This is a genomic window from Cyanobium sp. Aljojuca 7A6 (assembly GCF_024346455.1).
Taxonomy (GTDB): domain Bacteria; phylum Cyanobacteriota; class Cyanobacteriia; order PCC-6307; family Cyanobiaceae; genus Cyanobium.
On record NZ_JAGQCY010000007.1, the window covers coordinates 70,527 to 95,734 of the forward strand.

At 66.5% G+C, this 25,208-nt stretch carries 18 protein-coding genes; 5 read left to right on the forward strand and 13 right to left on the reverse strand.

The window, feature by feature from the left end:
- Window positions 1–60: 60 nt before the first annotated feature.
- Window positions 61–1,053: a glycosyltransferase family 2 protein gene (locus KBY95_RS08180; RefSeq protein ID WP_254964469.1), complete on the reverse strand. Its 993-nt coding sequence runs from the start codon at window positions 1,051–1,053 to the stop codon at window positions 61–63.
- An 84-nt stretch (window positions 1,054–1,137) separates the two neighbouring features.
- On the opposite strand from KBY95_RS08180, the gene KBY95_RS08185 reads away from it, so the two are divergent.
- Together KBY95_RS08185 and KBY95_RS08190 are read left to right on the forward strand one after the other, a co-directional pair.
- The gene (locus tag KBY95_RS08185) at window positions 1,138–1,785 is read left to right on the forward strand and encodes a succinate dehydrogenase (RefSeq protein WP_254964470.1); all 648 of its coding nucleotides are present in this window, start codon (window positions 1,138–1,140) and stop codon (window positions 1,783–1,785) included.
- Complete coding sequence (locus tag KBY95_RS08190) at window positions 1,782–3,704, forward strand: fumarate reductase/succinate dehydrogenase flavoprotein subunit (RefSeq protein ID WP_254964471.1); 1,923 nt, start codon at window positions 1,782–1,784, stop codon at window positions 3,702–3,704. The genes KBY95_RS08185 and KBY95_RS08190 overlap by 4 nt, the downstream gene beginning before the upstream one ends.
- Here KBY95_RS08190 and KBY95_RS08195 read toward each other — a convergent pair.
- Complete coding sequence (locus tag KBY95_RS08195; RefSeq protein WP_254964472.1) at window positions 3,676–5,439, reverse strand: EAL domain-containing protein; 1,764 nt, start codon at window positions 5,437–5,439, stop codon at window positions 3,676–3,678. The two genes, KBY95_RS08190 and KBY95_RS08195, sit on opposite strands and share 29 nt — an antisense overlap.
- 207 nt (window positions 5,440–5,646) lie before the next feature.
- Between KBY95_RS08195 and KBY95_RS08200 the strand changes: the two genes are divergently transcribed.
- Window positions 5,647–6,390, forward strand: coding sequence for a succinate dehydrogenase/fumarate reductase iron-sulfur subunit (locus KBY95_RS08200; protein WP_254964473.1), 744 nt, complete (start codon window positions 5,647–5,649; stop codon window positions 6,388–6,390).
- A 4-nt stretch (window positions 6,391–6,394) separates the two neighbouring features.
- Here KBY95_RS08200 and KBY95_RS08205 read toward each other — a convergent pair whose 3' ends face one another.
- From KBY95_RS08205 to KBY95_RS08215, 3 genes are all read right to left on the reverse strand, one after another.
- Window positions 6,395–7,498: an acetate/propionate family kinase gene (locus tag KBY95_RS08205; protein WP_254964474.1), complete on the reverse strand. Its 1,104-nt coding sequence runs from the start codon at window positions 7,496–7,498 to the stop codon at window positions 6,395–6,397.
- Window positions 7,495–9,915 carry a phosphoketolase gene (locus KBY95_RS08210; protein WP_254964475.1) on the reverse strand — a complete coding sequence of 807 codons (2,421 nt, stop codon included), beginning with the start codon at window positions 9,913–9,915 and terminating at the stop codon, window positions 7,495–7,497. Before KBY95_RS08210 ends, KBY95_RS08205 begins: the two co-directional genes overlap by 4 nt.
- 158 nt (window positions 9,916–10,073) lie before the next feature.
- A complete protein-coding gene (locus tag KBY95_RS08215; protein WP_254964476.1) occupies window positions 10,074–10,256 on the reverse strand; it encodes a hypothetical protein in 183 nt (60 codons plus the stop codon).
- A 203-nt stretch (window positions 10,257–10,459) separates the two neighbouring features.
- On the opposite strand from KBY95_RS08215, the gene KBY95_RS08220 reads away from it, so the two are divergent.
- Window positions 10,460–12,295 carry an alpha-amylase family glycosyl hydrolase gene (locus tag KBY95_RS08220; RefSeq protein ID WP_254964477.1) on the forward strand — a complete coding sequence of 612 codons (1,836 nt, stop codon included), beginning with the start codon at window positions 10,460–10,462 and terminating at the stop codon, window positions 12,293–12,295.
- A 31-nt stretch (window positions 12,296–12,326) separates the two neighbouring features.
- Here KBY95_RS08220 and KBY95_RS08225 read toward each other — a convergent pair whose 3' ends face one another.
- The 3 genes from KBY95_RS08225 to KBY95_RS08235 all read right to left on the reverse strand — a co-directional run bounded on the left by KBY95_RS08225 (window position 12,327) and on the right by KBY95_RS08235 (window position 16,527).
- On the reverse strand, window positions 12,327–14,255 hold the full coding sequence (locus KBY95_RS08225; RefSeq protein ID WP_254964478.1) for a transketolase C-terminal domain-containing protein: 1,929 nt from the start codon (window positions 14,253–14,255) through the stop codon (window positions 12,327–12,329).
- Entirely contained in the window at window positions 14,252–15,850 is a 1,599-nt protein-coding gene (locus KBY95_RS08230) for a glucose-6-phosphate isomerase (RefSeq protein ID WP_254964479.1), read from the reverse strand. The genes KBY95_RS08225 and KBY95_RS08230 overlap by 4 nt, the downstream gene beginning before the upstream one ends.
- Window positions 15,851–15,915: 65 nt before the next feature.
- The gene (locus KBY95_RS08235) at window positions 15,916–16,527 is read right to left on the reverse strand and encodes a histidine phosphatase family protein (protein ID WP_254964480.1); all 612 of its coding nucleotides are present in this window, start codon (window positions 16,525–16,527) and stop codon (window positions 15,916–15,918) included.
- A gap of 157 nt (window positions 16,528–16,684) precedes the next feature.
- Between KBY95_RS08235 and KBY95_RS08240 the strand changes: the two genes are divergently transcribed.
- A complete protein-coding gene (locus KBY95_RS08240; RefSeq protein WP_254964481.1) occupies window positions 16,685–18,838 on the forward strand; it encodes a molybdopterin oxidoreductase family protein in 2,154 nt (717 codons plus the stop codon).
- Between the two features lie 5 nt (window positions 18,839–18,843).
- On the opposite strand, the gene KBY95_RS08245 is transcribed toward KBY95_RS08240, so the two are convergent.
- The 5 genes from KBY95_RS08245 to KBY95_RS08265 form a co-directional block, all read right to left on the reverse strand.
- Window positions 18,844–19,677 carry a nitrate ABC transporter ATP-binding protein gene (locus KBY95_RS08245; RefSeq protein WP_254964482.1) on the reverse strand — a complete coding sequence of 278 codons (834 nt, stop codon included), beginning with the start codon at window positions 19,675–19,677 and terminating at the stop codon, window positions 18,844–18,846.
- Between the two features lie 33 nt (window positions 19,678–19,710).
- Window positions 19,711–21,708: a nitrate ABC transporter ATP-binding protein gene (locus KBY95_RS08250; RefSeq protein WP_254964483.1), complete on the reverse strand. Its 1,998-nt coding sequence runs from the start codon at window positions 21,706–21,708 to the stop codon at window positions 19,711–19,713.
- A 2-nt stretch (window positions 21,709–21,710) separates the two neighbouring features.
- Window positions 21,711–22,544 (reverse strand): nitrate ABC transporter permease, encoded by an 834-nt coding sequence (gene ntrB, locus KBY95_RS08255; protein ID WP_254964484.1) that lies wholly within the window; start codon window positions 22,542–22,544, stop codon window positions 21,711–21,713.
- Window positions 22,545–22,597: 53 nt separating this feature from the next.
- Window positions 22,598–23,911 carry a CmpA/NrtA family ABC transporter substrate-binding protein gene (locus KBY95_RS08260; protein ID WP_254964485.1) on the reverse strand — a complete coding sequence of 438 codons (1,314 nt, stop codon included), beginning with the start codon at window positions 23,909–23,911 and terminating at the stop codon, window positions 22,598–22,600.
- A 175-nt stretch (window positions 23,912–24,086) separates the two neighbouring features.
- Entirely contained in the window at window positions 24,087–25,196 is a 1,110-nt protein-coding gene (locus KBY95_RS08265) for an anthranilate phosphoribosyltransferase (protein WP_254964486.1), read from the reverse strand.
- Window positions 25,197–25,208: the final 12 nt, after the last annotated feature.

Below are 25,208 nucleotides of genomic sequence, written 5' to 3' on the forward strand. Positions count from 1 at the left end.
TGTCTGGGCTCTAACGATACCCGCGGAATTGGGCCCAACCCCGGCGCCACCAGCCTTGGTTCAGCTGGTGGGCCAGCGCCAGTAGCGACGCCGCAGAATCTGGGACTGCAGCAGCCGCGTGTAGATCCCCGCGCGCAGGGGGCCACGGATGATCGGAATCCAGAGCTTTTCGGGCCAGGATGGCCTGTAACGCCAGAGGTATTCATACAGAATCCAGTCCCAGCCTCCGCTGCTGGCCACGGCATGCCAACGCCAGCGGGGCCATGGCTGGGTGACCCGTAGTACCGAGGCGATGGCGGAGGAGTACTCGGCGAAGCGGAGTTTTTCGCGGTTCCGACTGACGATGCTGCGGGTGGTTTGATCGTGGGATCGGAAGCAGGACAGCGCTTCAGCATCGAAGCTCACCGATCCACCCATCCGCATCAGATAGTGAGTCCAGAAGATCCAGTCACCAGTGCAGCGCCGACCGGCTGTCAGCGGTCCCAGTGCTTGAATCATCGCCGCATCGGGTTTGCGAAACACCACGCCACTGGCATTGGCGATGACGTTGCCACGATCCATGAATTCACGACAGAAGGCCGCGGCATGGATTGTGAACGAACTCTTCCAGCGCTCGGGGTCGAAGGAGTCTGGCCAGAAGCTCTGGTCGGCGATCGGTTGGCTTTCGACGTCGATGGAGGTGGTGCGGCAGTAGGCCAGGACGTTGTCCTGCTCCAGATGACCCACCATTCGCTCGAGAAATTCTGGTGAACAAGTGTCATCTGACTCCGCGATCCAGATGTAGCGCCCTGAAGCCTTCTTGATTCCTTTCAGCCATTGCGAGCAGGGCTCGCCTGAATTGGTTGCGCTACAGATCAGCTGGTGGGGGTGGTCCTGCAGTTGCTCCCGGATCACCGCCAGTGAGTCGTCAGAAGAGGCGTCATCCAGAACGATCAGCTCAAAGTTCTGGAACGTCTGGCTGAGAATCGATCGCAGACGTTCGCCTAGGAAGGCGGCATGGTTGTAGTTGGGTACGATGATGCTGACCAGAGGCGACTGACTGGACGTCTTCATCGCTGCCGTCCGGCCTGTGACCACCACCCGATCCTCCCGATGACTTCTGCCATCGTGCCTCCAGGGGAGTTCACCTTCAGCTGAATGATCGTCGGATTCTGGATCGCCGCCACTGGCCTGGCCCTCGTGCTGTTCCTGACCATCCACCTGGGTGGCGTGGGGATGGCCCTGGTGAATCCGACGGGTTTCGAGCGCTACGCCACCTCCCTGCACCAGCAGGCCTGGCTCCCCTGGCTGGAGGTTGCTCTGCTGGCGGCCGGCCTGGGCCATCCCCTGCTGTCCCTGCACAGAGCCCGCGCCAACCGTCAGGCCCGGGGCCCGGCCGCCGGGCCGCTGCGCAGCCGCCGCCAGGGGCCGTCGGAGACGTTGGCGGCCCTGGCGGCCCAGCTGACCCCCTGGAGCGGATCGCTGCTGCTGCTTTTCCTGGCCCTGCACCTGGCCCAGTTGCGCTGGCAGCGGCCGGCGGACGGGGCTGAACTGGCTGGAGTGCTGGCCGTGTTGCAGGCGCCCTGGTGGCTGGCCCTCTACGCGGTTGCCGGGGCTGCGGCCGGCCTGCACCTGCTGCATGGCGCCGAGAGCGCAGTGCGCCGGCTGGGATGGCTGGAGCCCGCCAATGCGGCGGTCCTGCGCCTGGTTGGCCGGGGGCTGGCCCTGCTGCTGGGAGCGGGCTTCGCGCTGCTTCCCTTCGCCCTGGTGCTGCGGTCTGCAGGCCCGCTGCTGGCTGGCGGATGAGTCCCACCCCTCGCCTGGATCCGCGCCTGCCCGAAGGCCCCGTCGCCACCGCCTGGCAGCGTTGCCGCGAGAGCCTGCCGCTGATCAGCCCCAATCGCAAGCAGCGGCTGCGGATCCTGGTGGTGGGCAGCGGTCTGTCCGGAGCCGCCGCCGCCGCCAGCCTCGCCGAGCAGGGCTATCGGGTGCAGGTGCTCACCTACCACGACAGTCCGCGCCGGGCCCACTCGGTGGCGGCCCAGGGGGGCATCAACGCCGCCCGCAACTACGCCAACGATGGTGACAGCGTCGAGCGACTGTTCCGCGACACGGTGAAGGGCGGCGATTTCCGCGCCCGGGAAGCCGGCTGTCATCGGTTGGCCGAGATCAGCGGCGCGATCATCGACCAGTGCGTGGCCCAGGGGGTGCCGTTCGCGCGGGAGTACGGCGGCACCCTGGCCAACCGCAGCTTCGGCGGTGCCCTGGTGAGCCGCACCTTCTATGCCCGGGGCCAGACGGGGCAACAACTGCTCTATGGCGCTTACCAGGCGATGCTGCGCCAGGTGGCCGCCGGGCGGGTGGAGCTGCTCTGCCGCCGGGACATGCTCGACCTGATCGTCCATGACGGTGTGGCCCGGGGGGTGGTCTGCCGGCACCAGATCAGCGGCGCCCTGGAGGTGCTCAGTGCCGATGCGGTGCTGCTGGCCACCGGTGGCTATTCGAACGTCTTCTATCTCTCCACCAATGCCCTGAAGTCGAACGCCACCGCGATCTGGCAGGCCCATCGGCGTGGGGCCTGGTTCGCCAACCCCTGCTTCACCCAGATCCACCCCACCTGCATCCCCAGCGGTGAGGCCCACCAGAGCAAGCTCACCCTGATGAGCGAGAGCCTGCGTAACGACGGTCGGATCTGGCTGCCGCTGCGGCCGGGCGACGACCGGCCGCCGGCGACGATCCCGCAAGCGGAGCGGGATTACTTCCTCGAGCGCCAGTACCCCAGCTACGGCAATCTGGTGCCGCGGGATCTGGCCTCCCGGCGGGCCCGGGAGCTCTGTCTGGAGGGCCGGGGGGTTGGCCCCGGGGGCCGCTCCGTCTATCTCGACCTGGCCGAGGCCGTCGCCAGGGATGGCACAACGGCGATCGAGACGCGCTACGGAAACCTGCTGGAGATGTACGAGCGAATCACCGGCGAGGACCCCAGAACCACCCCCATGCGGATCTATCCCGCCCCCCACTACACGATGGGCGGGCTGTGGGTCGACTACCACCTGATGAGCACGGTGCCGGGTCTGTTCGTGCTTGGGGAGGCCAACTTCTCCGAGCACGGCGCCAACCGGCTGGGGGCCAGTGCCCTGATGCAGGCGCTGGCCGATGGCTACTTCATCGCCCCGGCGACGGTGACGGGCTGGCTGGCGGGACGTGCCGCGGGCACCCTGCCCGCCGACCACCCGGCCTGTTGCGAGGCGCTGGCGACGGTGGAGGCACGCATCGAAGCCCTGCGCCGCACGGGCGGCTCCCAGCCCGTGGATGTCTTCCACCGGAGGCTCGGCCACTTGATGATCGACGCCTGCGGCATCAGCCGCCAAGCCGATCGCCTGGCGGTGGCGCTTGGCGAGCTGGAGACGCTACGGCTCGGCTTCCTGGCGGAGGTCCGCATCCCAGGCGATGACAGCGTTCTTGACGCTGAACTGGCCAAGGCCCTGCGGCTGGAGGATTTCTTCGGACTGGCGGATCTGATGCTGCGGGATGCCCTGGCGCGGCAGGAATCCTGCGGCGCCCATTTCCGCGAGGACCATCAGACTCCCTCCGGTGAAGCTCTGCGGGATGACGAACGCTTCGCCCACATCGCGGCCTGGGAGCACCGGCCTGGAGCCACGCCCGTGCGCCACAGCGAACCGCTGGTGTTCCAAACCGTTACGCCGGGACCGCGCAGCTACGGGTAAGCGGCTCGGGACGGCCGAAGAGATAGCCCTGACCCTGGGCGCAGCCCATGGCGAGCAGGCCTGCATGCTGCTCGGTGGTCTCGATGCCTTCGGCGATCAGGCCCAGACCCAGGTCGCGGGAGAGGCGAATCATCGCCTCGAGCACCACGGCTTTACGGTGATCGTGGAGAAAATCAGAGATGAAACTTCGATCCACCTTGATCGTGTCAATCGGTAGTCGCGCCAGCCAGGACATGCTCGAGTAGCCCGTGCCGAAGTCATCGAGATGCACCTTCACGCCGGCTTCCCTTAATCGACGCAGCTCAGAAGTGGCCAGGTCGGGATGTTCGATCAGGATGCTTTCAGTCACCTCGATCACCGTCCAGGAGGGATCCACACCGGAGCGTTCCGCCTGGCTGAGGAAGAAGTCGCTGAGGCCGCTTTCCTTCAGCTGCAGGGGACTGACGTTGATCGCCATGGTGACGTCCGAACCCTCGGCGCGAAGTTGGCAAAGCCGCTTCAGGGCCTGGCTGATCACCCAGCGGCCGATCGGCAGGATCAGGGCCGTGCGTTCGGCGAGCGGGATGAATTCAGACGGGGTGGCAATCGGCGCGGCCACGGCACCGAGGCGCAACAGGGCCTCCATCCCCACCACCATGCGGTTGCCCAGCTCCACGATCGGCTGATAGGCCAGGAACATGGCCTCGTGCAGGAGGGCCCCCTCCAGCTGATGACGCAGGTGGATGTTCTTTCTGACCTTTTTGTCGATGGAGGAATGGTAGAAAGAGATGTGCTGATCGCCGTTGGTCTTGGCTTCGTACATGGCAAGATCAGCCCGCCGGATCAATTCATTAACGGAGATCTCCGGATCGTCCGAGATGGTGATGCCGATGCTCATCGATGGGCGGATCGTATGATCTTCCACCGACCAAGTCTGGCCGACAGCGTCATTGAGGCGCATCGCCAGTTGCAGGGCATCGCCCTCATCAAAAATGCCCATCGTGAGAACCACGAATTCGTCGCCACCGAGGCGCGAAAGGATGTCTCCAAAACGCAAGGATCGCTGCAGTCGGCGGCCGATCTCGATCAGCAGGTCGTCGCCGATCTGATGCCCATGCAGATCGTTGATCTCCTTGAAGGAGTTGAGATCGCAGAACAGGATGCTGATCCGGCCGCCGTTCTCCCGCTGGGTCTTCAGGGCCGCACGGATGCTGACGTGCAGGGCGCGGCGATTGGGCAGGCCGGTGACTGGGCACTCCATCACTTTGGTGGCCAGGGCGAGGCGTTCCTGCTCGAGCGCCCGGTTCAGATTCTCGGTCTGCTGGCGGCGCCGCTCGATCCGTTCGGCCTCGACCCGCAGCTGCTCATAGGAGAGCAGGGCGCTGACGTCGCGGAAGCAGAAGATCAGGGGGCGGAGCCGCTCACTGCGGATGGGCTTCCACTCGATTTCGAGGGCGCGCAGCTCCTTGCGATGCAGGACCTTGGTGAACTGCCCTCCCTGGTCGTTGCCGGCCAGCACCTGCTCCGGGTTCAGCAGGGAGGCACCGTCACAGTCGCGGGGAAGCTGGTCGTAGATCGATTCGCCCAGCAGAGACGGAGGGGTCCGCGCCACCAGCTCCCCATAACTGGCGTTGCACCAGAGCACCCGCCCCTCGCAGCAGGTGATCGCCAGGGCGTCGCTGATGGTGCCCAGAGCCGCCTCAAGCCGTCCCATCGACCGGCGCAGTTCCACCACCAGCTTGCGTTGGTCGTTCACGCGGCGGCAGGGACCCGGGCGGGCATGGGGTCGGACACCAATACTGAAAATTAACTGAGTATTGCATCTTTCCCTCGCCGCCTGGCCCGGTACCGCGGCGATGACGTGGAACGACAACATCTCTGCCCCTGGAGCGGCAGAATCGGCCCGTGAGCTTGGCGCCTTCCAGGCCCCGCCAACGGCGACGCCCATGCCAAGGCTGTTCCGATGACCACCGTTTCGCTCACCCTGAGAATCTGGCGCCAGGCCGGTTCCGCCAAGCCCGGTGGTTTTGAAGTTCATCGGTTGGACGCGGTCTCCACCGACCTCTCCCTGTTGGAGGCGCTCGACCTGCTGAACGAACGGCTGATCGCTGCCGGGGAGCGCCCGGTGGGGTTCGAGCACGATTGCCGCGAGGGCATCTGCGGGTCCTGCGGCTTTCTCGTCAATGGCCAGGCCCAGGGCCCCCAGCGGGCCACCAGCGTCTGCCAGCTCTACCTGCGTCAGTTCCTCGATGGCGCGGTGCTGACGCTGGAACCCTTCCGCGCCCGGGCCTTTCCCGTGTTGCAGGATCTGGCCGTGGATCGCTCCGCCTTCGACCGGATCATCACCGCCGGCGGGTACTGCTCGATCAACACCGGCAGTGCGCCGGAAGCGAACACCCTGCTGGTCGGCCGCGAGCAGGCGGCCATGGCCTTCGACGCGGCCACCTGCATCGGCTGCGGCGCCTGTGTGGCCAGTTGCCGCAACGCCTCAGCCAGCCTCTTTGTGGCGGCCAAGCTGGCCCATCTGGGCCAGTTGCCCCAGGGCCAGCCGGAGCGGCAGCAGCGGGCCCGGGCGTTGCAGGCGCAGATGGTCAACGAAGGCTTCGGCAGCTGCAGCAGCCACCTGGAATGTGAGGCCGTCTGCCCCCAGCAGATCTCCGCCGACTGGATCAGCTGGATGCACCGCGAATCCTGGCGGCGACCCTGAGGCTTCAGGCGCTCGCAGCACCGCAGTGACGGGCGATCACCCCCTCCTCATCGGCGGGGACCTGCAGCAGTTCGAACGGCCCCAGCCAGGCGAGCTCCGCCTCCAACTCCTGCTTCAGCGTCCCATCGTGTTCGCCGATGCCCCCGGTGAGGGCCACCACGTCGACCCCCCCCAGGCTGGCGGCCATGGCCCCGATCCCCTGCAGCAGCTGGTGGCGGAACACCGCGATGGCGAGCTGGGCCCCGCCATGGCCGTCGGCGGCGGCCTGGCGGAGGTCCTTCATGCTCGGACTCAGCTCCGAGAGGCCGAGCAGCCCGCTCTCCTGCTGCAGGTCGTGGGCCAGCTCCTCCACCGTGGCCCCCCGGCGCAGCTGGTGCAGCAACAGACCCGGATCCACCGAACCGCTGCGGGTGGCCATCACCAGGCCCTCCAGGGGGGTGTAGCCCATCGTGGTGGCGATGCTGCGCCCCCCGCGGATGGCACAGAGGGAGCAGCCGGCTCCGAGGTGGCAGCTGATCAGCCTCAGGTCTTCGTCGCCTGGGCCATCGGCGCGGCGGCGGGCCACGCTTTCGGCCACGTGCTGATGGTTGAGGCCGTGGAAGCCGAAACGGCGCAGGCCCTCGGCGCGCCAGCGGGCCGGGACCGCGTAGGTGCGGGCCTCCGGTGGCAGGGTGCCGTGGAAGGCCGTGTCGAAGCAGGCCCATTGCTCGATCGCGGGCTTCCAGCGGGTCAGCCAGCGCATCACCCGCAGGGCCGGACCGTTGTGCAACGGGGCAAGGGGCACCAGCCCCTCCAGCACCTCCAGCACCTCCGCATCCAGCCGGACCGGGGCCGTGAAGCGCTCGCCACCATGGACCACCCGATGGCCGGCGCGGATCAGACCATCCCCCCAGGCCGAAAGGGCCTCAGGCAGCCAGGCGTCCAGCACCGCCTCCAGGCGCGCCTCGGGGGCTGTCCCCTCTGCGGTGCCGATGCTCCAGTTGCGCTGGTCCCTCCAGAGGCAGTCCCCTGAGCGGGTGTGCACGGAGACCTTGAGGCTGGAACTGCCGGCATTCAGCACCAGTACTTCCCCGGCCTCCGGGGGCGTCGCTGTGGACGGTGATGTCATCCCTGCCCGGCGATCGGCAGTGTCCAGCGCCAGTCGGTCACTTCCGGGGCATCCTTGCCGTGGGTATGGGCATAGGCCCGGTGGGACAGGATCGCATCCTGCATCCGCTCCTTGACGTGGGCGGCGCGGGAGCGCAGGAAGGGCACCCGATTGACCACGTCAATCACGAGATTGAAGCGGTCGATCTGGTTGTTCATCGCCAGTTCGAGCGGCGTGTTGATGTTGCCCTTCTCTTTGTACCCACGCACGTGGATGTTGGCGTGGTTGGTGCGGCGGTAGGTGAGGCGGTGGATCAGCCAGGGATAGCCGTGGAAGTTGAAGATCACCGGCCGATCGGTGGTGAACAGGGTGTCGAAATCCCGGTCGCTCAGGCCGTGGGGATGTTCGTTCGGCTCGGTGAGGGCGAACAGCTTCACCACATTGATCACCCGGATCCGCAGACTCGGGATCTCCCGGTGCAGGATCTCCACCGCCGCCAGCGTCTCCTTGGTGGGGATGTCACCGGCGCAGGCCATCACCACATCCGGTTCATCCGGCTCGGTGCCGCAGTCGTCGTTGCTGGCCCAGCCGACGATGCTGATGCCCTTGGCCACGTGGCGCCTGGCCTGCTCCAGGGTGAAGTACTGGAGGTGCTTCTGTTTGTCGGAGACGATGATGTTGCAGACGTTGGTTTCCTGCAGGGCCTCCTCCGCCACCGCCAGCAGGCAGTTGGCATCGGCCGGCAGATACACCCGCACCACATCGCCGCTCTTGTTGCCGGCCAGGTCGATGAAGCCGGGATCCTGGTGGGTGAAGCCGTTGTGGTCCTGTCGCCACACCGTGGACGAGATCAGGCAGTTCCAGGCGCCGATCGGGGCCCGCCAGGGGGCGTGCAGGAGGCAGGATTCCAGCCACTTGGCGTGCTGGTTGAACATCGAGGCGATCACATGGGCGAAGGCCTCATAGGTGTGGAAAAAGCCGTAGCGGCCGGTGAGCAGGTAGCCCTCCATCATGCCCACCAGGGTGTGCTCGCTGAGCATCTCCACCACCCGGCCGCTGCGGGCCAGCTCGCTGCCGTTGAGGTCCTCCGGCAGGAACTCCTCCATCCATACCTTCTTGCTCACTTCATAGATCGCCTGCAGGCGGTTGGAGGCGGTTTCATCGGGGCCGAACACCCGCATCGAGTAGGGATTCGCCTGGATGATGTCGCGGAGCAGTTCGCCCAGGGGGTAGGTGTTCTCCTCCTCGGAGGCACCCGGTGCCACCACCTCCACCGCGTAGTCCTCCAGGGGTGGGAACTGCAGCTTGCGGCGCAGCAGGCCGCCGTTGGCGTGGGGGTTGGAGCCCATCCGCCGGTTCCCCTGAGGCGACAGCGCCTGCAGTTCGGGCAGCAGGCTGCCGTTCTCGTCGAACAGCTCTTCGGGCCGGTAGCTCCTGAGCCACTGCTCCAGCAGCTGCAGCTGTTCGGGATCGGTGTTCGGGGCGGCCAGGGGCACCTGGTGGGCCCGCCAGAAGCCCTCCAGCTTCTTGCCGTGCAGGGAGGCCGGTCCGGTCCAGCCCTTGGGCGAGCGCAGCACGATCATCGGCCAGGCGGGGCGGACGGCCTCGCCGCTGGCGCGGGCCTCGGCGCGGATCTCCAGGATCCGCCCGATGGCCTGGTCCATGGCGGCGGCCATGGCCTGGTGCATCGCCATCGGCTCATGGCCTTCGACGAAGATCGGCTCCCAGCCGTTGCCGCGCATCAGGCTGGCCAGCTCGTCGCGGGGGATGCGGGCCAGCAGGGTGGGGTTGGCGATCTTGTAGCCGTTGAGGTGCAGCACGGGCAGCACCGCCCCGTCCCCGATCGGGTTGAGGAACTTGTTGATGTGCCAGGAGGTGGCCAGGGGGCCGGTCTCGGCTTCTCCATCCCCCACGCAGGCCAGGGCGATCAGGTTGGGGTTGTCGAACACCGCTCCGCAGGCGTGCGAGAGCACGTAGCCCAGCTCGCCCCCCTCGTGGATCGACCCGGGGGTTTCCGGGGTGCAGTGACTGCCGATGTGGCCGGGGAAGGAGAACTGCTTGAAGAAGCGCCGCATCCCTTCGGCGTCCTGGCTCTTGTCGGGGTAGACCTCGCTGTAGCTGCCGTCGAGGTAGGTGGGGCCGAGCACTCCGGGGGCGCCGTGACCGGGCCCGGAGAGGTAGATCATGTCGAGGTCATGGCGCCGGATCACCCGGTTGGCATGGGCCCAGATGAAGGCCTGGCCGGGAGAGGAGCCCCAGTGGCCCAGCAGCCGCGCCTTGACGTGATCATGCTGCAGGGGTTCGGCCAGCAGCGGGTTGGCGCGCAGGTAGATCATCCCGACGGCCAGGTAGTTGGCGGCGCGCCACCAGGCATCGATCAGGGACAGTTCCTGGGAGGGATCCGGTGTCGAGGCGTGGGTCTCGAAGGGGGCCATCATCGAAGCGGACATCACCGTCACCTGCAAAGGCTTGTAAGAAAGACTCTCGCCCGGCGGAGTTAAAGGGGCGGTAAGTTTTCAACTCTCCAGTGCCGATGTCAGGGATTCGACATGCGCGGTGGAGGGGGCCTTGGGCGTCGTGCACACCTGCGCCGTCCTCAGGCGGCCAGCGGTGGCCTGGCGGAGCGCGCCTGGGCTGCCAGCAGGGTTGCCTCCTGACGTGCATCCAGCAGCGCGTGAACCTTGCGTTGATGGCGATCCCTGTAGAGGAAGGTGTTGACGCCTTCGGGAAGGACGCTGAAGCGGCGAATCGAACCGTCACGCAGAAGAAACAGTGGCATGGATCATCTGGGGAGCCAGCCCCATGACGCCATGCTGCTCGGGTCATGTCGAGGGCTGTGGGCGGGAGCATCAGCCCTGGTGATGGTTGGTGCCAGATGCCGGGATCCGCCCCCCGCATCGGAGTGGTGCCCTGCCGCTCTTAACCCCCTGATCTCCCGCGGGCAGCAAGCTGGGGCCCTTACGCCGAGAGCGCGGTCCCGTCATGGTTGTCAGCACCCCGGATGGGTACGCTCCCGTCTCCGCCCATCAGTTGTTCGAGCAGGAGGCGGAATTCCGCAAGGAGACGATCTACTTCATCGTCATTGATCGCTTTTTCAATGGCGACAGTGCCAACGACGGCGTCAGCAAGAAGGGGCTTTATGACCCGAGCAGAAGCCAATGGGGGCACTATTGGGGTGGCGATCTCGAAGGGATCATCGAGAAGGCAGACTATCTCAAACAGCTTGGTATCACAGCAGTCTGGCTTTCCCCGCTGTTCGAGCAGGTGGATGCCATCGAGCATGGCCATGGCCCCATGCACGGCTATTGGACAAAGGACTTCAAGCGAGTCAATCCCCATTTCGTGAAGCTGGGTGACGCGACATCGGTGAAATCATGCGACACCCTGCGAAGGATGGTCGATGCCCTGCATGCACGAGGCATCAAGATTGTTCTGGATATTGTTTGCAATCATAGTTCTCCCGAGTTGAATGGCAGTAAGGGAGTTGTAACGGATGACGGCGAGCCTCTGGCGGATTTCCACCAGGATATCAATGGCTTTTATTACCATTATCCGGACATCAATGACTGGGATGATGAGTTTCAGCTGATTCATCATGAAATGCTCGGCCTGGCCACTTTTAATGAGAGTAACATTAACTTCAGAAACTACATCAAAAGTGCCATCAAGGCTTGGCTTGATCTCGGCTTTGACGCCTTGCGCATCGACACCCTGAAGCACATGCCGGTGTGGTTCTGGCAGGAGTTTGTCGCGGATATTCAGGCCCACAAACCTGACACGTTTCTCTTTGGGGAGTATGGCTTTGGTTCGCCCTGGGATGGGCGCTATCTGAACTATGCCAACCATACGGGAGTCTCGGTGCTTGACTTCGCGCTGGCGGGAGCCATCCGCTCCGCCTTCAGCGGCCATGAGCCTGGCGGCTTCCACCTGATCGAGAGGGTGCTGGCGATGGATCCGGTGTACCGGCGTTCCACCGCGTTGGTGACGTTCATCGAAAATCACGATATGCCCCGATTCCTCTCCATCTGCCCCAGCCATGGGGATCTGGAGCTGGCCACGGTGCTGCTGCTGACGCTTCGCGGCATTCCCTGTCTGTTCTATGGGACCGAGCAGTACCTGGTGAACGATTCCGACGGCGGCCATGACCCCTACAACCGGCCCATGATGGAGGCATGGGAGACGGGAACAAGACTCTCTGGGATCATCCGCACCATGGCGTCCCTGCGCAAGCGCAACCGGGCGCTCTCCTACGGCAGGCACGGCCAGAAGTACATCTCCGACGGCCTCTATGCCTTCACCCGGCGTTATCGCGACAATCGTGTCTTCGTCATCGTCAACAAGGGTGATTCCGCATCCCTCGACATCGAGCATTCCGACCTCCCTGACGGGCCCCACACCTGCCTGCTCACCGGTCAGAACGTTGTTGTGGAGCAGGGGGCGATCCGGCAGCTCTCCATCCAGGGCAAGGGCGCCTGCGTCCTGGCGGTCCAGGGAGAGCCACTGACGGCCACCACGGTGGTCAAGTTTCAGATCAACGACTACATCACCCATCCCGGTGAGGTCATGGCCGTCTGCGGCGATGCCCCGGAGCTGGGTGCCTGGGATGTCGATGTCTGCCCCCAGCTGGAGTACATCAATGGGGACGTCTGGTTTGCCGAGGTGGGGTTCCATGAATCGGCGGGTCGGCCGATTCGCTTCAAATTCGTGGTGCTGCGCCCCTCGGGCCAGCAACCCGTCTTCGAGAATCTGGTCTGTCGCACCTTCCTGCTCCCCAGGGATGGCTCGGTGAAGCTGGATCTGGACTGGGACCGCCAGTAGGACGTGGCCCGAGAGCCGACGGCAGGTCCCCTCAGCCCAGCAGATTGCGCACGTGGGCCAGGATGCCCTCGCTGTCGATGCCTTGGTGGGGAGCCTGCTCCCAGAGGCCGCCGCAGCCCTCACGCCAGGTGCCCAGGTGCGCGTACTTCGGGTGGTAGCCCCGCTCCAGCAACCAGGTGCCGAAGCGGCTGCCGAGGCCGGTGCGGCGGTTGAAGGCTTCCACCACCAGCACGAAGGGGGATGTGCCGATCGTCTCCATCATCGTTTCATCGACGACGTTGAGGCTGGCCTTGTTGATCAGCCGCACGGCGGTGCCCTCCTGACGCAGGCGCTCCACCGCATCGAGGGCCCGGTAGAGACAGTCACCGAAGCTGATGATCGTGCCGGCATCACCCTCGCGCACCACCTCATCGCGGCAGGGCTCGAAGATATAGCCGTCCCCATGCAGGTCGTGGCCCTGTTCATCCAGCAGGTTGGGCACCTTGGAGCGGGTCGAGAAGATGAAGCGCAGGCCGGGATCATGGAACACAGCCTCCACACAGGCCTTCATCTGCCCTGCATCGGCGGGGAAGTAGAGCCGGGTGGGGTGGTGGTCATCGTCGAGGCCGTTGTCGGCGAAGCAGTTGTTGAGGCCGAAATGGCAGGTGTTGTCGGCCATGTCATCCACGCCGGCATGGGAGAAATGGCAGAGCACGTTGGCACCGTTGAGCCGGGCCATGGTGATTTCGGAGATGCACATCTCCAGGAAGGCGCTGAAGGTGGCGAAGAGGCCCTGGCGGCCCTTCTGCATCCCGAATCCGGCAGCGGCGGAGAAATTGGCCCGCTCCATGATCCCACCGCTGATGAAGATCTCCGGATAGGCCTTGCGGATCTGGCTGAGTCCGCAGGAGCCTTCCAGGTCGGAGTCGACGCAGAGCACCGTGTCCTTGCGCTCGCTGGGCTCCAGCCGGGAGAGTACCTCCACCACCGTGTCACCGAAGACGTTGCGGTTGGCCGCGGTGGTGCGGCTGGAGCCCAGGTAGATGGTGGGATTGACCGGTTTCTCAATTGCCTTCAGGCAGGCGGCGGCGGCGTCCTGGCCACGCTGCTCCAGGTAGGTGATCGCCAGGGCAACGGGAATCACGTCGTGGCCGTGGGTGGAACCCTCCAGCCCCTCAATGCCCACGGCCATCGGCCGCTTGTTGACGACAGCAACCGGTCCGTCGGTGGCCACGGCGGCACAGAGTCTGCCGTAGAGGTCGTCGAGATCCTCGCCATCGCCGCTGAGGGTGGCCAGGCCCTGGCCGGCCAGGGTGCGGGCCACGTCAAAGCCCTTCTGGTATTGGGAAGGATGGCCGGCGATGGTGACGTCGTTGTCGTCGATCACCAGCTTCACGTCGAGGCCGTGGGCCACCGCGAAGCGGGCCGCTTCGGCGTCATCCCCCTCCTGCTGGGCACCATCGGAACCCAGGCAGAAGAGGATGCGGCCCGGATGGGCCAGGGCCACCCCGTTCACGAAGGGCCACAGATGTCCCAGCCGGCCGGAGCTGAACTCCACTCCGGGGGTCAGGCCCAGCTCGGGGTGGCCGGGAAGTCGCGAATGGGCGGCGCGGTAGTTCATCAGATCGTTGGCCTGCAAATGGCCGCGCAGCACCGCCATCAGGTACTGGGTGGCGACGCGGTGGCCGGCCTCGTCGAAGAACACCGGCACGAACCGATCCGGCGCGCCGCGGAAGAAGCCATCGAGGATCATCACCTCCGGCACGGTGTCGTAGGGGCCGCCGGTGTGGCCGCCCACACCCCGGGCGGCGCCAGTCGCGGTGAAGAAGACGATGGCGTCCCGGCAGAGCTGGATGTTGGAGCGCAGGGCGTCCCTCTGCAACGGGCTCAGCCTGGGCTGGGAGGGATCGAGGCTCAGGGGCTGGTAGGCCGCCAGATCGATCGGGAAGGCGTTGGTCACACCGGGCTGGGAGAGAGTCATGACTGGAGAACGAGCTGCCGGAGGGACGCGGTAAGGGTGTTGGGCTGGGCCGCATCGCCGTCGAGGACAATGCCGCGGGGATTGGCGGCCAGGTGACGCACGATCTGGTAGACGGTTTCCACCGCTTCGCCCGCGTCGGCCTGGCGGGCCAGGTCCTCCAAGGGGAGGGGGTGGTCGGCGGCCTGCAGCACCCGGACCACCCGGCGTTGCAGATCCAGGATGGCAGCGGCGGCCTTTTTGCCGGCTTCCACGCCTGGCTGGTGGTAGGCGTTGATGTTCACCAGCGAGGCATACAGTCCCACGGCCCGTTCGTAGAGCGCGATGAGAGCCCCGACGCTGCGGGGCTCCACGCGGCGGATCGTGATGGTGATCGAATCGCGCTGGTTGTCGTACAGCGCCTGGCGGGTCCCCATGAGGAAGCCGGAGAGGAAGTCGCCTGAGGTGACTCCCTCCTCCACCTCGATCGAAGCGCCGCAGCGATCTTCGAGGACTTCGATGAAGGTGGCGAAGAAATTGGGGATGCCCTCGCGCAGTTGTTGAACGTAGGCATGCTGGTCGGTGGAGCCCTTGTTGCCGTACACCGCGATCCCCTGGTGCACGACGTTGCCGTCGAGGTCCCTCTCCTTGCCGAGGGATTCCATCACCAGCTGCTGCAGGTAGCGGCTGAACAGCAGCAGGCTGTCCTTGTAGGGCAGCACCACCATGTCCTTGCTGCCGCGGCCTTCTCCGGCGTGGAACCAGCTGAGGGCCAGCAGGGCGGCTGGGTTGGTACGCACCCGGGGCACACGGGTGGCCTCGTCCATCACCCGGGCTCCCTCCAGCAGGGCCCGGATGTCGATGCCCTGAAGGGCCGCAGGCAGGAGGCCCACCGCCGACAGCACGGAGGTGCGGCCACCCACCCAGTCGTGCATGGGAAACTCGGCCAGCCAGTGCTGTTCGTGGGCCAGGAGGTCCATCCGGCTGCCCGGCATGGTGATCGCCACGGCATGGCTGGGGAAGTCCAGGCCCTGGGCGGCGAAGGCCTGTTGCACCTCCAGCAGGCCGTTGCGGGGTTCGGGGGTACCTCCGGACTTGCTGGTGTCGATCACCAGGGTGCTGCCCAGCCGGTCCCGCAGCCCCGCCAGCACCCGATCGATCCCGGCGGGGTCGGTGTTGTCGATGAAGTGGATGGCCAGGGGGGCCTGGTCGGGGGCCAGGGCGGCGGCCACGAACTGGGGTCCCAGGGCCGAGCCGCCGATGCCGATCGCCAGTAGATCGGTGAAGCGGGGGGCCGTCGGCGGATGGATCGTGCCCGCGTGTACCGCCCTGGCGAAGCCCTCGATCCGCTCGATCACCGCGATGATTTCGGTTCGGATCTCCTCGCTGGGGGCCAGGTCGGGCTGGCGAAGCCAGTAGTGACCCACCATCCTCTCCTCGTCCGGATTGGCGATGCCGCCCGCCTCAAGGTCCTCCATGGCCGCGAAGGCCGCGGTGAAGGCGGAATCCAGCCGTTCCGGCAGCTCTGCCTCGATGCGCATCCTGCTGACATCCAGGTGGAGCTGCAGGCCTGGGTGGACGTACAGCCATTCCTGGAAGCGATTCCAGAGGGATCCCATGGTTTCGCCTGCCGATGTCCTGAAACGTTCCTACCCGGCGCAGGTAAAGGAACGCGGCGAATCCATCAGATGCCCGGAGCCAGGGGGGCGTTCCAGCACTTCACCGCCGGCAGGCCGCGGTAGTCGGACAGGACCGTGAGCGTGGCGGTGTCGAGCAGGAAATGGGCGCCGTGGCTGGGCGGCAGCCCGATCCAGCGCGCCACGAACACCCGCAGCAGATGCCCGTGGGCAAACAGGGCCACCCGGCCGCCCTCCTGCCGCAGCCGACCGATCACCCGGTCGACCCGTTCCCCCACCTGGGCCGGACTCTCCCCATCGGGACAGCCGTCGCGGAACACCAGCCAGCCCGGGTGCCGCCCCTGGATCTCCGTGCTCGTCAGACTTTCGTAGGCCCCGTAGTTCCACTCGACCAGATCGGGCTCGAGGCAGGCCTGGGCGGCCAGACCCGCCAGTTCGCAGGTGCGCCGCGCCCGCTGCAGCGGGCTGGACAGCACCAGGGAGAACGGGCTCGTCGCCAGGAGTGGGGCCAGCCCGCGGGCGGCCGCCTCCCCCCGCTCGGTGAGGGGGATGTCGGTGCTGCCGGTGTGCTGGCCCGAGAGGCTCCAGGCCGTTTCGCCGTGGCGGATGAGGACCACTTCGAGGGCGGCGGGGGCAGGAGCGTTCTGAATCGTTGTCACGGCAGGGCTCTCACGGAAAATCGTCGTGCTGCTCACTTAAGCTCGGTTCCCAGGCCAGGGTGGTGATGGCGGTGGCCGGCATCCACGGCTGAAGCCTTCCACCTGACGCCCGAACGTCCGCCGGGAGGCCGCCTGCCTCTGTCGTCCGCCCGCGATCTTGAGCCACCCCTCTACGCCTCTTTCCCACGTCGACGGCCCGGCCCGGGCCCAGTGCCCCTACTGCGGTGTGGGCTGCGGGCTGGAGATGAAGCCCCCCACGGAGGCGGCCGGCTGCGAGGCGCCCTGGACGGCCCGCGGCGACCGCCACCACCCCTCCTCCCTGGGACAGGTCTGCGTCAAGGGGGCCACCGTGGGCGAGACCCTGCACCGCAATCGCCTCACCACACCTCTCTACCGGCCGCGCACCGACCAACCCTTCGTCCCGATCAGCTGGGATCGGGCCTTCGATCTGCTGGAGGCCCAGGTGCGCCGCACCCTGGCCGAGAAGGGCCCATCAGGGATCGCCATGTATGGCTCCGGGCAGTTCCAGACCGAGGACTATTACGTCGCCAACAAACTGATCAAGGGGGCGCTGGGCAGCAACAACTTCGACGCTAACTCGCGCCTGTGCATGAGCTCGGCCGTGTCGGGGTACGTCCGCAGTTTCGGTTCCGACGGCCCCCCCTGCTGCTACGACGACCTGGATCAGGCCGACACGGTGCTGCTGATCGGCACCAACACGGCCGAGTGCCATCCGGTGCTCTTCCAGCGGCTGCTGAAGCGCAAGCGCAAGCACAAGCACGCCCTGCAGCTCGTGGTGGTGGATCCCCGGGCCACGGTCACCAGCGACGCGGCCGACCTGCACCTGGCGATCCGGCCCGGCACCGACCTGGCGCTGCTGCACGGCCTCGGCCACCTGCTGCTGGAGCGGGGCGGGGTGGACCGGGCCTATGTGGAGGCCTCCACCGAGGGCTTCGACGCTCTGGCCGAGCTGTGGGCGGCCTGGACGCCTGAAGCGGTGAGCCGGTTCTGCGGCATTGGAGAGCGGCATCTGCACCAGCTCGCGGACCGCTGGGTGGCAAGCCCGGCGGTGCTGAGCCTCTGGTCGATGGGGGTGAACCAGAGCGTCGAGGGCACCGCCACCGTGGCCGGGATCATCAACCTGCATCTGGTCAGTGGCCAGATCGGCCGGCCCGGGGCGGGGCCCTTCTCCCTCACTGGCCAGCCCAATGCGATGGGGGGCCGGGAGGCCGGCGGCCTGGCCAGGCTGCTGCCGGGCTACCGCTCCGTCACCGAGGCCGGGCACCGGGCCGAGCTGGAGCGCCACTGGGGCCTGCCCCCAGGGGCCATCGCACCGGAACCGGGGCTGACGGTGTGGGAGCAGATCGAGGCGATGGAGCGGGGGGAGCTTGGGCTCTGGTGGGTGGCGGCCACCAATCCGTTGGTGAGCCTCCCCTGGCTCGATCGGGTGCGGGCCGCCGTGGCCCGTTGCCCGATGGTGGTGCTCAATGAGGCCTACGCCGGCACCGAAACCGCCGCCGTCGCCCACCTGGTGCTGCCGGCGGCCCAGTGGAGCGAAAAGGCCGGGGTGATGACCAATTCCGAGCGCCGCGTCACCCACTGTCCGGCCTTCCGTGCGCCCCCGGGCGAGGCCCGGGCCGACTGGGCGATCTTCGCCGAACTGGGGCGACGCCTCGGCTTCGAGGAGCAGTTCCGCTATGGCTCCTCTGCCGAGGTGTTCGAGGAGTTCGTGGCGATCACGGCAGGCCGGGTGTGCGACCTCAGCGGCCTCAGCCATGGGTTGCTGCACGAGCACGGCCCCCAGCAATGGCCGTTCCCCACCGGCACGTCGCCGGGCGGCGGCGCCCCGCGTCTGCACACCTCGGGCCGTTTCCCCACAGCCTCGGGCCGCGCCCGATTGATCAGCGAGCCGCCCATGGGGCTGGGCGAACCCCCCGATGGCGACTACCCCATGGTGCTCACCGTTGGCCGCTACCTGGAGCAGTGGCACACCATGACCCGCACGGGCCAGGTCGAGCGGCTGCTGCGGCCCCACGGCGAGCCGCTGCTGGAGGTGCATCCCGCCGATGCCCTGGCACACGGACTGGTCGATGGCGGCCGAGCTGAGGTGATCTCCCGCAGGGGCGCCGTGACGGCCAGCGTGCAGATCACTGAGCGCATTCGCCAGGGCACGGTGTTTCTGCCCATGCACTGGGGGGCGGCCCAGGAGCAGGCCTGCGAGGCCAACCGGCTGATGCATGCCCTGGGCTGCCCGATCTCCCAGCAGCCGGAACTCAAGGCCGCCGCGGTGCGCGTGCAGCCCAGCGCCTAGCTACGTCACTGGTCGTCGTGGGCGAACCGCCGGTAGAGGAAGTCGAGGGCGTGGTTGCGGACGTCGAAGTACTCCGGCATTTCCATCAGCTGGGCCCGCTGGCGGGGCCGCGGGAAGGGCAGATCCAGGATTTCGCCGATCGTTGCGGCAGGTCCGTTGGTCATCATCACGACCCGGTCGGCCAGGAACAGGGCCTCATCGATCGAGTGGGTGATCATCAGCACGGTCACCTTGTGCTCCTGCCAGATCTTGAGCAGCTCCTCCTGCAGCTCTTCCTTGGTGATCGGATCGAGGGCTCCAAACGGCTCATCCAGGATCAGCACCTTCGGCTGCAGGGCCAGGGCCCGGGCGATCGACACCCGTTGCTTCATCCCCCCCGACAGGCTGGCGGGCTTCTTGTCGGCCGCCTCACTCAGCCCCACCATTGCCAGGTGGCTGTCCACGATCCGGCTGGCGTCGCCGTTGCGTCTGAGGTGGGGGAACACGGTGTTCACCGCCAGGGCCACGTTCTCGGCGGCCGACATCCAGGGCAGCAGCGAATAGTTCTGAAACACCACCATCCGGTCCGGGCCGGGTTCGCGGATCGGCACCGACTCCAGCCGCACCTCGCCGCTGGTGGGTTGGCCGAAGCCGGACACCAGATCGAGCAGGGTGGATTTGCCGCAACCGGAATGGCCGATGACGCAGATGAATTCCCCCTCCGCCACCTCCAGGCTGATGTTGTCGAGCACGGTGTAGGGCCCCTTCGCGGTGGGGTACACCTTGCTGACGCCATCAATCACCAGGAACGGCTCACTGGAAACGGCTTGGCTGGACTGGGCCGACGTCAGGGTCTGCATGCAGGCGGAGAGGGAAGGGGATGCAAAGGGTCGTCAGCGGCTGGCCGGGGCGGGCAGCGGTGCCTGGGCCACCGTCACCTGGCCCTTGACGGCCAGAAGGTCGAGGTAGCCCAGGGGATCGAACGGATCGAGTCGATCGCCGTCGAAGGCCACCACCGCTGAGGGGGGGCGTTCGCTGGCCGGCAGCCCCAGGGCGGCGGCGGCGCTGCGGAACAGGGCGCGATCCTGGACCCGATCGGCCACCTCCTGCCAGTTGCTGGGAAAGCTGGTCAGGCCCCAGCGCCCCAGCTGGCTGAGGATCCAGACCGCATCACTTGCCTGGGGTTCATTCACCTCAGGGCCGAAGAAGCGGTTGAACGACGGCATCGATGTGGGCGAGCCAGTGCCGCGGTCATAGGGATCGACGAATCCCGGCCGGATCATCGCCACATCGGTACCCACGTACTGGCTCTGGGACAGCAGATCGGCCAGGTCGTGGCGGTGGCCAGGGTCGTCGCAATAGCGGCACGCTTCCAGCAGGGCCTGCACCAGGGCCTGGTGGGTGCGGGGGTAGGCGGCGGCCCAGGCCTCCCTCACCCCCAGCACCTTTTCGCAGTGGCCATTCCAGAGCTCCACATCGGTGGCGATCACCGTGCCGAGGCCTTCCAGGACGGCACGGGAGTTCCAGGGTTCGCCGACGCAGTAGCCATCGATGGTGCCCGCCTTCAGGGCGGCCACCATCTGGGGCGGCGGGATGACCAGCAACTCCACGTCGCGCTCGGGGTGGATCCCTGCCGAGGCCAGCCAGGCCCGCAGGATCAGGTTGTGCATCGAGGCCGGATGCACCACAGCGAGCACCGGCTTGGTGCCTGGGTGGGCGGCGATCCAGTCTTTGAAATCGGTCAGGGTGTTCACCCCGGCGTCGTGGAAGCGGCGGTGCAGGGTGATGGCATTGCCGTTGCAGCTCAAGGTGAGGGCGCTCACCATCGCCAGGGGGGGCTGGCCGCCACAGCCGAGGGTCATGGCGATGGGCATGCCCGCCACCATCAGGGCGCCATCGAGCACGTTCTGGCGGACGTGGGTTTCCAGGGTTTTCCAGTTGCTTTCGCGCCGCAGCCGCACCTGGCTCAGGCCGTGCTTGGCGAAGAACCCCTTCTCCTGGGCCACCACCAAGGGCAGGCAGTCGGTGAGGGGAATGAAGCCCAACTCCAGGTTCACCTTCTCCAGGCCGTTGCTGGTGACGGGATCGGCGGGCTTGAGCCGTTGCTGCCTGGCCCGGCGCTGCTCCGAAAGGAAGCCCACGATCTCGCCGCGCAGCCCGTAATAGCGGGGGTGCTCCACCGCCCCCAGCTGGGTGCGGGGCCGGGGCAGGGGCACCTCGAGAATCTGATCGATATGGGCCTCCGGCCCGTTGGTCATCAGCACCACCCTGTCGGAGAGCAGCAGGGCCTCGTCCACATCGTGGGTGACCATCAGGGCGGTGACCTTGGCTTCCTGGCAGATCTGCATCAGCTGCTCCTGCAGGTTGCCCCGGGTGAGCGCGTCAAGGGCGCCGAAGGGCTCATCGAGCAACAGGAGCTTCGGCCGCAGGGCCAGGGCCCGGGCGATCGCGACCCGTTGTTTCATTCCCCCGGAGATTTCACTGGGGAATTTATCGGCGGCGGCCTTCAGGCCCACCAACTGGATGTGGTGCTCAATGATCGCGTCCCGTTCCTGGCGATCTTTGGCGGCGATCACATTGTCGACACCCAGGGCGATGTTCTGGCGCACCGTGAGCCAGGGCAGCAGCGAATAGTTCTGGAAGACCACCATCCGATCGGGCCCGGGATCGGTGACCTGCCGCCCGTTCATCAAAATGCCGCCCTGGGTGGCACTGGTGAGGCCGGCCAGCAGATTGAGCAGGGTGGACTTGCCGCAGCCGGAGTGGCCGACGAGGGAAATGAATTCACCTTCGGCGATATCAAGGAAGATATCCCTGAGGGCTATGTACTCCCCCCCTCCAGGCAGGGGGAAGACCTGGGTGACATGGTCAACTGTGAACAGCGCGGCCATGGTCAGGCCGCTCCTTTGCTGAGCTTGCGCCCGGTGAAGGCCACCAAGCGGTCCAGCAGCAGCCCCACGATGCCCACATAGATGATGGCCAGAATGATCTGACTGGAACTACCATCACCGCCCGCGTTGTAGGCATCCCAGATGAAGTAGCCGATGCCTCCGTCGGCTTTCAACATCTCGGCGGCAACGATGGCCAGCCAGGCCAAACCAACGGCGATGCGAAGACCGGCGAAAACGAAGGGAATGGTTGAAGGAACGACAATATCCTTGATGTAGGAACTCTTTGGAAGTTTCAGGACCCTGGCCACGTTGATGTAATCCTCGGGAATCTCGCGAATACCGATCGCAGTATTAATAATGATTGGCCAGATCGCCGTGATAAAAATAACAAAAATGGCCGAAGTCGTGGAATCCTGAAACACCATGAGGGTGATAGGGAACCAGGCCAGGGGAGGGACGGTCCGCAACACCTGAATCACAGGGTCGAAGCCCTTGCCGAGGAAGCGATTCATCCCCAGAAGGCCGCCGATGGTGATTCCCACCACAGCGGCCAGGCCGTATCCCAGGGCCACCCGCTGCAGCGAGATCAGAATCTGCCAGACCAGGCCTTTGCTGGTGCCCCCATCATCGAAAAAGGGATGAATGATGTAGGGGTCCCAGGTGTCGACGACAACATTGATGGGCCCCGGCAGCCGGCTGACACCCAGGATCAGGGACAGCAGCTGCCAGACCACCAGAAAGGCGCCGATGCAGATCAGATAGGGGGACACCCGGGAGACCCAGATCGGCGTGATCCTTCTGGAAGTTTTATGCGGTGCTGCGGCGCTGAGGGCCATGGGGGAAAGGCGAGAAAGGGGCGTTGTGAAGAGCGGGCAGGGCGTCTTCCGCCTCAGGACATGGCTTTGATCTTCAGGGCGTCGAGGTACGCCTTCGGATTTTCCGGGTCGAAGACGACACCATCAAAGAAGGTTTCCTTGCCGCGTGAATCACTGGCGGGAATGGCCTTGTCCTGCCCGATCGCCTTGGCCGCCTCCTTCCAGAGATCGGCCCGGTTGACCTGGTTGACCAGGGCGTCAACGTCAGTGCTGGCGGGGAGATAGCCCCAGCGCATGTCCTCGACGACGAACCACTGGTCGTGGCTTTTGAACGGGAAGGAGGCGTTCTCACTCCAGAACCGCATCCGGTAGGGGCTGTCGGTCACGACGCGGCCATCGCCGTAGTCGAAGTTGCCGGCCAGGCGGGGTTTGATGTCCTCCACGCTGGCCTTGAAGTACTTGTCCTTCGAGGTGATCTCGCAGAGTTCGTCGAGGTTGGCGGGGTCTTCGCACCACATCTGTGCTTCCAGGACCGCCTTGAGCAGGGCCTGGGTGGCTTTGGGGTGCTTTTCCACCCAGTCGGCACGCATCGAGAAGGATTTCTCGGGGTGGAACTTCCAGAGTTCACCCGTGACAGCGGCGGTGTAGCCGAGCTTCTTGTTGACGAGGCGCTGGTTCCAGGGCTCGCCCACACAGAAGGTATCCATGGTGCCGGTCTGCATGTTGGCCACCATCTGGGGAGGGGGAACCACCACCAGGTCAGCGTCCTTGTTGGGGTCGATGCCGTTGGCGGCCAGCCAGTAGCGCATCCAGAGGTCGTGGGTGCCGCCGGGGAAGGTGACAGCCGCCTTGAACTTCCTGCCGGTCTTGGCCGTGGCGGCCACGGCGTCGGCGAGCCCCGCCTTGTTGTCGATAGTGAGCTTGTTGGCCAGAAAGTCCTTCGAGACCGAGATCCCCTGGCCCTGCGTATTCAGCCGGGCCAGGGTGGCCATCGGCAGCGGCTTCTGGCTCTTGGTGATCTTGCCCGCGGCCAGCAGCAGGGGCATCGGCGTGAGGATGTGGGCGCCCTCAATGCCGCCTCCGGCACCACCCAATTCCAGGTTGTCGCGGGTGACGGCCCAGGAGGTCTGCTTCATCACCTTCACCTCCGGCATGCCGTGTTTGGCGAAGAAGCCTTTCTCCTTGGCGATGATCAGCGGGGCGGCGTCGGTGAGGGCGATGAAGCCGAGGGTCACACCGGGGACTTCAGGGGCATCGGCGGCACCGCCTGCCGGTGTGGGGGTGGGGGCGGCCGCTTCCTTGGTGCCACCACAGGCACTCAGCCAGATGGCACCGGCGGTGGTGCCGGCGGCGGTGATCAGGAATTGGCGACGGGAAAGATTCGACATGGAGCCGGAGGGGGAGCCAGGGAGGACCGGAGGAAGGCACCTTCGGGTGCAGGTGTTCTCAGGACGGGCCTCACAACAAAGGGCACCGTGCCGGCGAAGATTGAGGGCTGGCGCACAGGCTGACCAGTCACGAATCAAGAGACCACGCCAACAGCCCCCTCAAGAGTCGCGTTGGTTACCGATTCAGAAGTTGCCGGCGCAGGCGTTCGCCGCTGCGGGCCAGCAGCAGGCCCGTGGCCCGTTCGAGGGCCTCCTCGAGACGCTCGAAGCGCCCGGCGAACCACAGGTAGGCCGCCACGTTCCAGCGCAGCGCCGGCATCAGGGCGCCTTCGCCGCAGAGGGCCGCCAGAGCCTGCGATTGCCACAGCTCCAGACCCTGCCAGGGCACCTCGGCGCTGGTGATGCCGTGGTCGCGGGGGTGGAGCAGGATCCGCTCGGTGACGCCCTGGCGCACCCGGGCGGTGATGCCGGCGCGGGAGGTGGGCAGGTCGGTGGAGCCCTCCAGCCCCTTCACGGTCAGCAGGTCGGTCTCGCCGCAGTCCTGCAGGGCCTGCCAGGCGCGGGTCTCGGTGGGGGGATGGACGAAGCCGCTCACCAGCAGGTGCTTCCCACGGTGCGGCGTCCACAGCAGCTCCAGGCTCGCCACCGGCGGCCGTTTGCCGATGGCATCGCGAACCGGCACCAGCCTCTCGGCCAGGGGGAAATGGTCAGGCTGGTGGGTGAGGGCCAGCCCATGGCAGTCGAGGCGCCGCTGGACATCGCTCAGAGGCAGGCCGCTCGAGGGGATGCCGATCGCCTCGAACAGCTCGGCCAGGGTGACGCCGAACTTCACCGGCATCGGTTCGCCGCCATGCAGCACCACCGGCAGGTCGTCGCTGGCCAGCACCAGGGCCACCAGGGGCAGCAGGGGGGCGGTGCGGCTGCGGCCGTCGTAGGGCACCCCGAAGCAGAGCGGCCGCCGTCCGGGTGTCTCCAGCACCGGACCCCAGCGGCGGTAACTGTCGAGCATGCCGGCGAGCTCGGTGGGGTGGGGGCGACGGATGCGGTGGGCGATCAGGAAGGCCCCCATCTGGGCGTCATCGACCAGCCCCCGCAGCATCAGGTCCATGGCCTCAGCGGCCTCCTGCCGATCCAGGCCGGTGCTGGTGTGCTCACCACTGCCGACCTTGCCGATCAGCTCACGGAAGCGGGCCCGCTCCGGGCCGAGCGCCCGCAGGCGGAGCTGGCGCCGATCCACCGCGGCGTCGGCCCCCAGGCGGGTCGGTTCTGGTAACAGTGACGACATGGGAGGACGGTT

What these genes read in the sequence shown, in the direction of transcription:
- KBY95_RS08225 (WP_254964478.1), bottom strand. Translation starts at nt 14,255, where the DNA reads ATGACTCTCTCCCAGCCCGGTGTGACCAACGCCTTCCCGATCGATCTG.
- KBY95_RS08210 (WP_254964475.1), bottom strand. Translation starts at nt 9,915, where the DNA reads ATGATGGCCCCCTTCGAGACCCACGCCTCGACACCGGATCCCTCCCAG.
- KBY95_RS08245 (WP_254964482.1), bottom strand. Translation starts at nt 19,677, where the DNA reads ATGCAGACCCTGACGTCGGCCCAGTCCAGCCAAGCCGTTTCCAGTGAG.
- ntrB (WP_254964484.1), bottom strand. Translation starts at nt 22,544, where the DNA reads ATGGCCCTCAGCGCCGCAGCACCGCATAAAACTTCCAGAAGGATCACG.
- KBY95_RS08230 (WP_254964479.1), bottom strand. Translation starts at nt 15,850, where the DNA reads ATGGGATCCCTCTGGAATCGCTTCCAGGAATGGCTGTACGTCCACCCA.
- KBY95_RS08190 (WP_254964471.1), top strand. Translation starts at nt 1,782, where the DNA reads ATGAGTCCCACCCCTCGCCTGGATCCGCGCCTGCCCGAAGGCCCCGTC.
- KBY95_RS08250 (WP_254964483.1), bottom strand. Translation starts at nt 21,708, where the DNA reads ATGGCCGCGCTGTTCACAGTTGACCATGTCACCCAGGTCTTCCCCCTG.
- KBY95_RS08200 (WP_254964473.1), top strand. Translation starts at nt 5,647, where the DNA reads ATGACCACCGTTTCGCTCACCCTGAGAATCTGGCGCCAGGCCGGTTCC.
- KBY95_RS08220 (WP_254964477.1), top strand. Translation starts at nt 10,460, where the DNA reads ATGGTTGTCAGCACCCCGGATGGGTACGCTCCCGTCTCCGCCCATCAG.
- KBY95_RS08265 (WP_254964486.1), bottom strand. Translation starts at nt 25,196, where the DNA reads ATGTCGTCACTGTTACCAGAACCGACCCGCCTGGGGGCCGACGCCGCG.
- KBY95_RS08205 (WP_254964474.1), bottom strand. Translation starts at nt 7,498, where the DNA reads ATGACATCACCGTCCACAGCGACGCCCCCGGAGGCCGGGGAAGTACTG.
- KBY95_RS08185 (WP_254964470.1), top strand. Translation starts at nt 1,138, where the DNA reads ATGATCGTCGGATTCTGGATCGCCGCCACTGGCCTGGCCCTCGTGCTG.
- KBY95_RS08180 (WP_254964469.1), bottom strand. Translation starts at nt 1,053, where the DNA reads ATGAAGACGTCCAGTCAGTCGCCTCTGGTCAGCATCATCGTACCCAAC.
- KBY95_RS08260 (WP_254964485.1), bottom strand. Translation starts at nt 23,911, where the DNA reads ATGTCGAATCTTTCCCGTCGCCAATTCCTGATCACCGCCGCCGGCACC.
- KBY95_RS08215 (WP_254964476.1), bottom strand. Translation starts at nt 10,256, where the DNA reads ATGCCACTGTTTCTTCTGCGTGACGGTTCGATTCGCCGCTTCAGCGTC.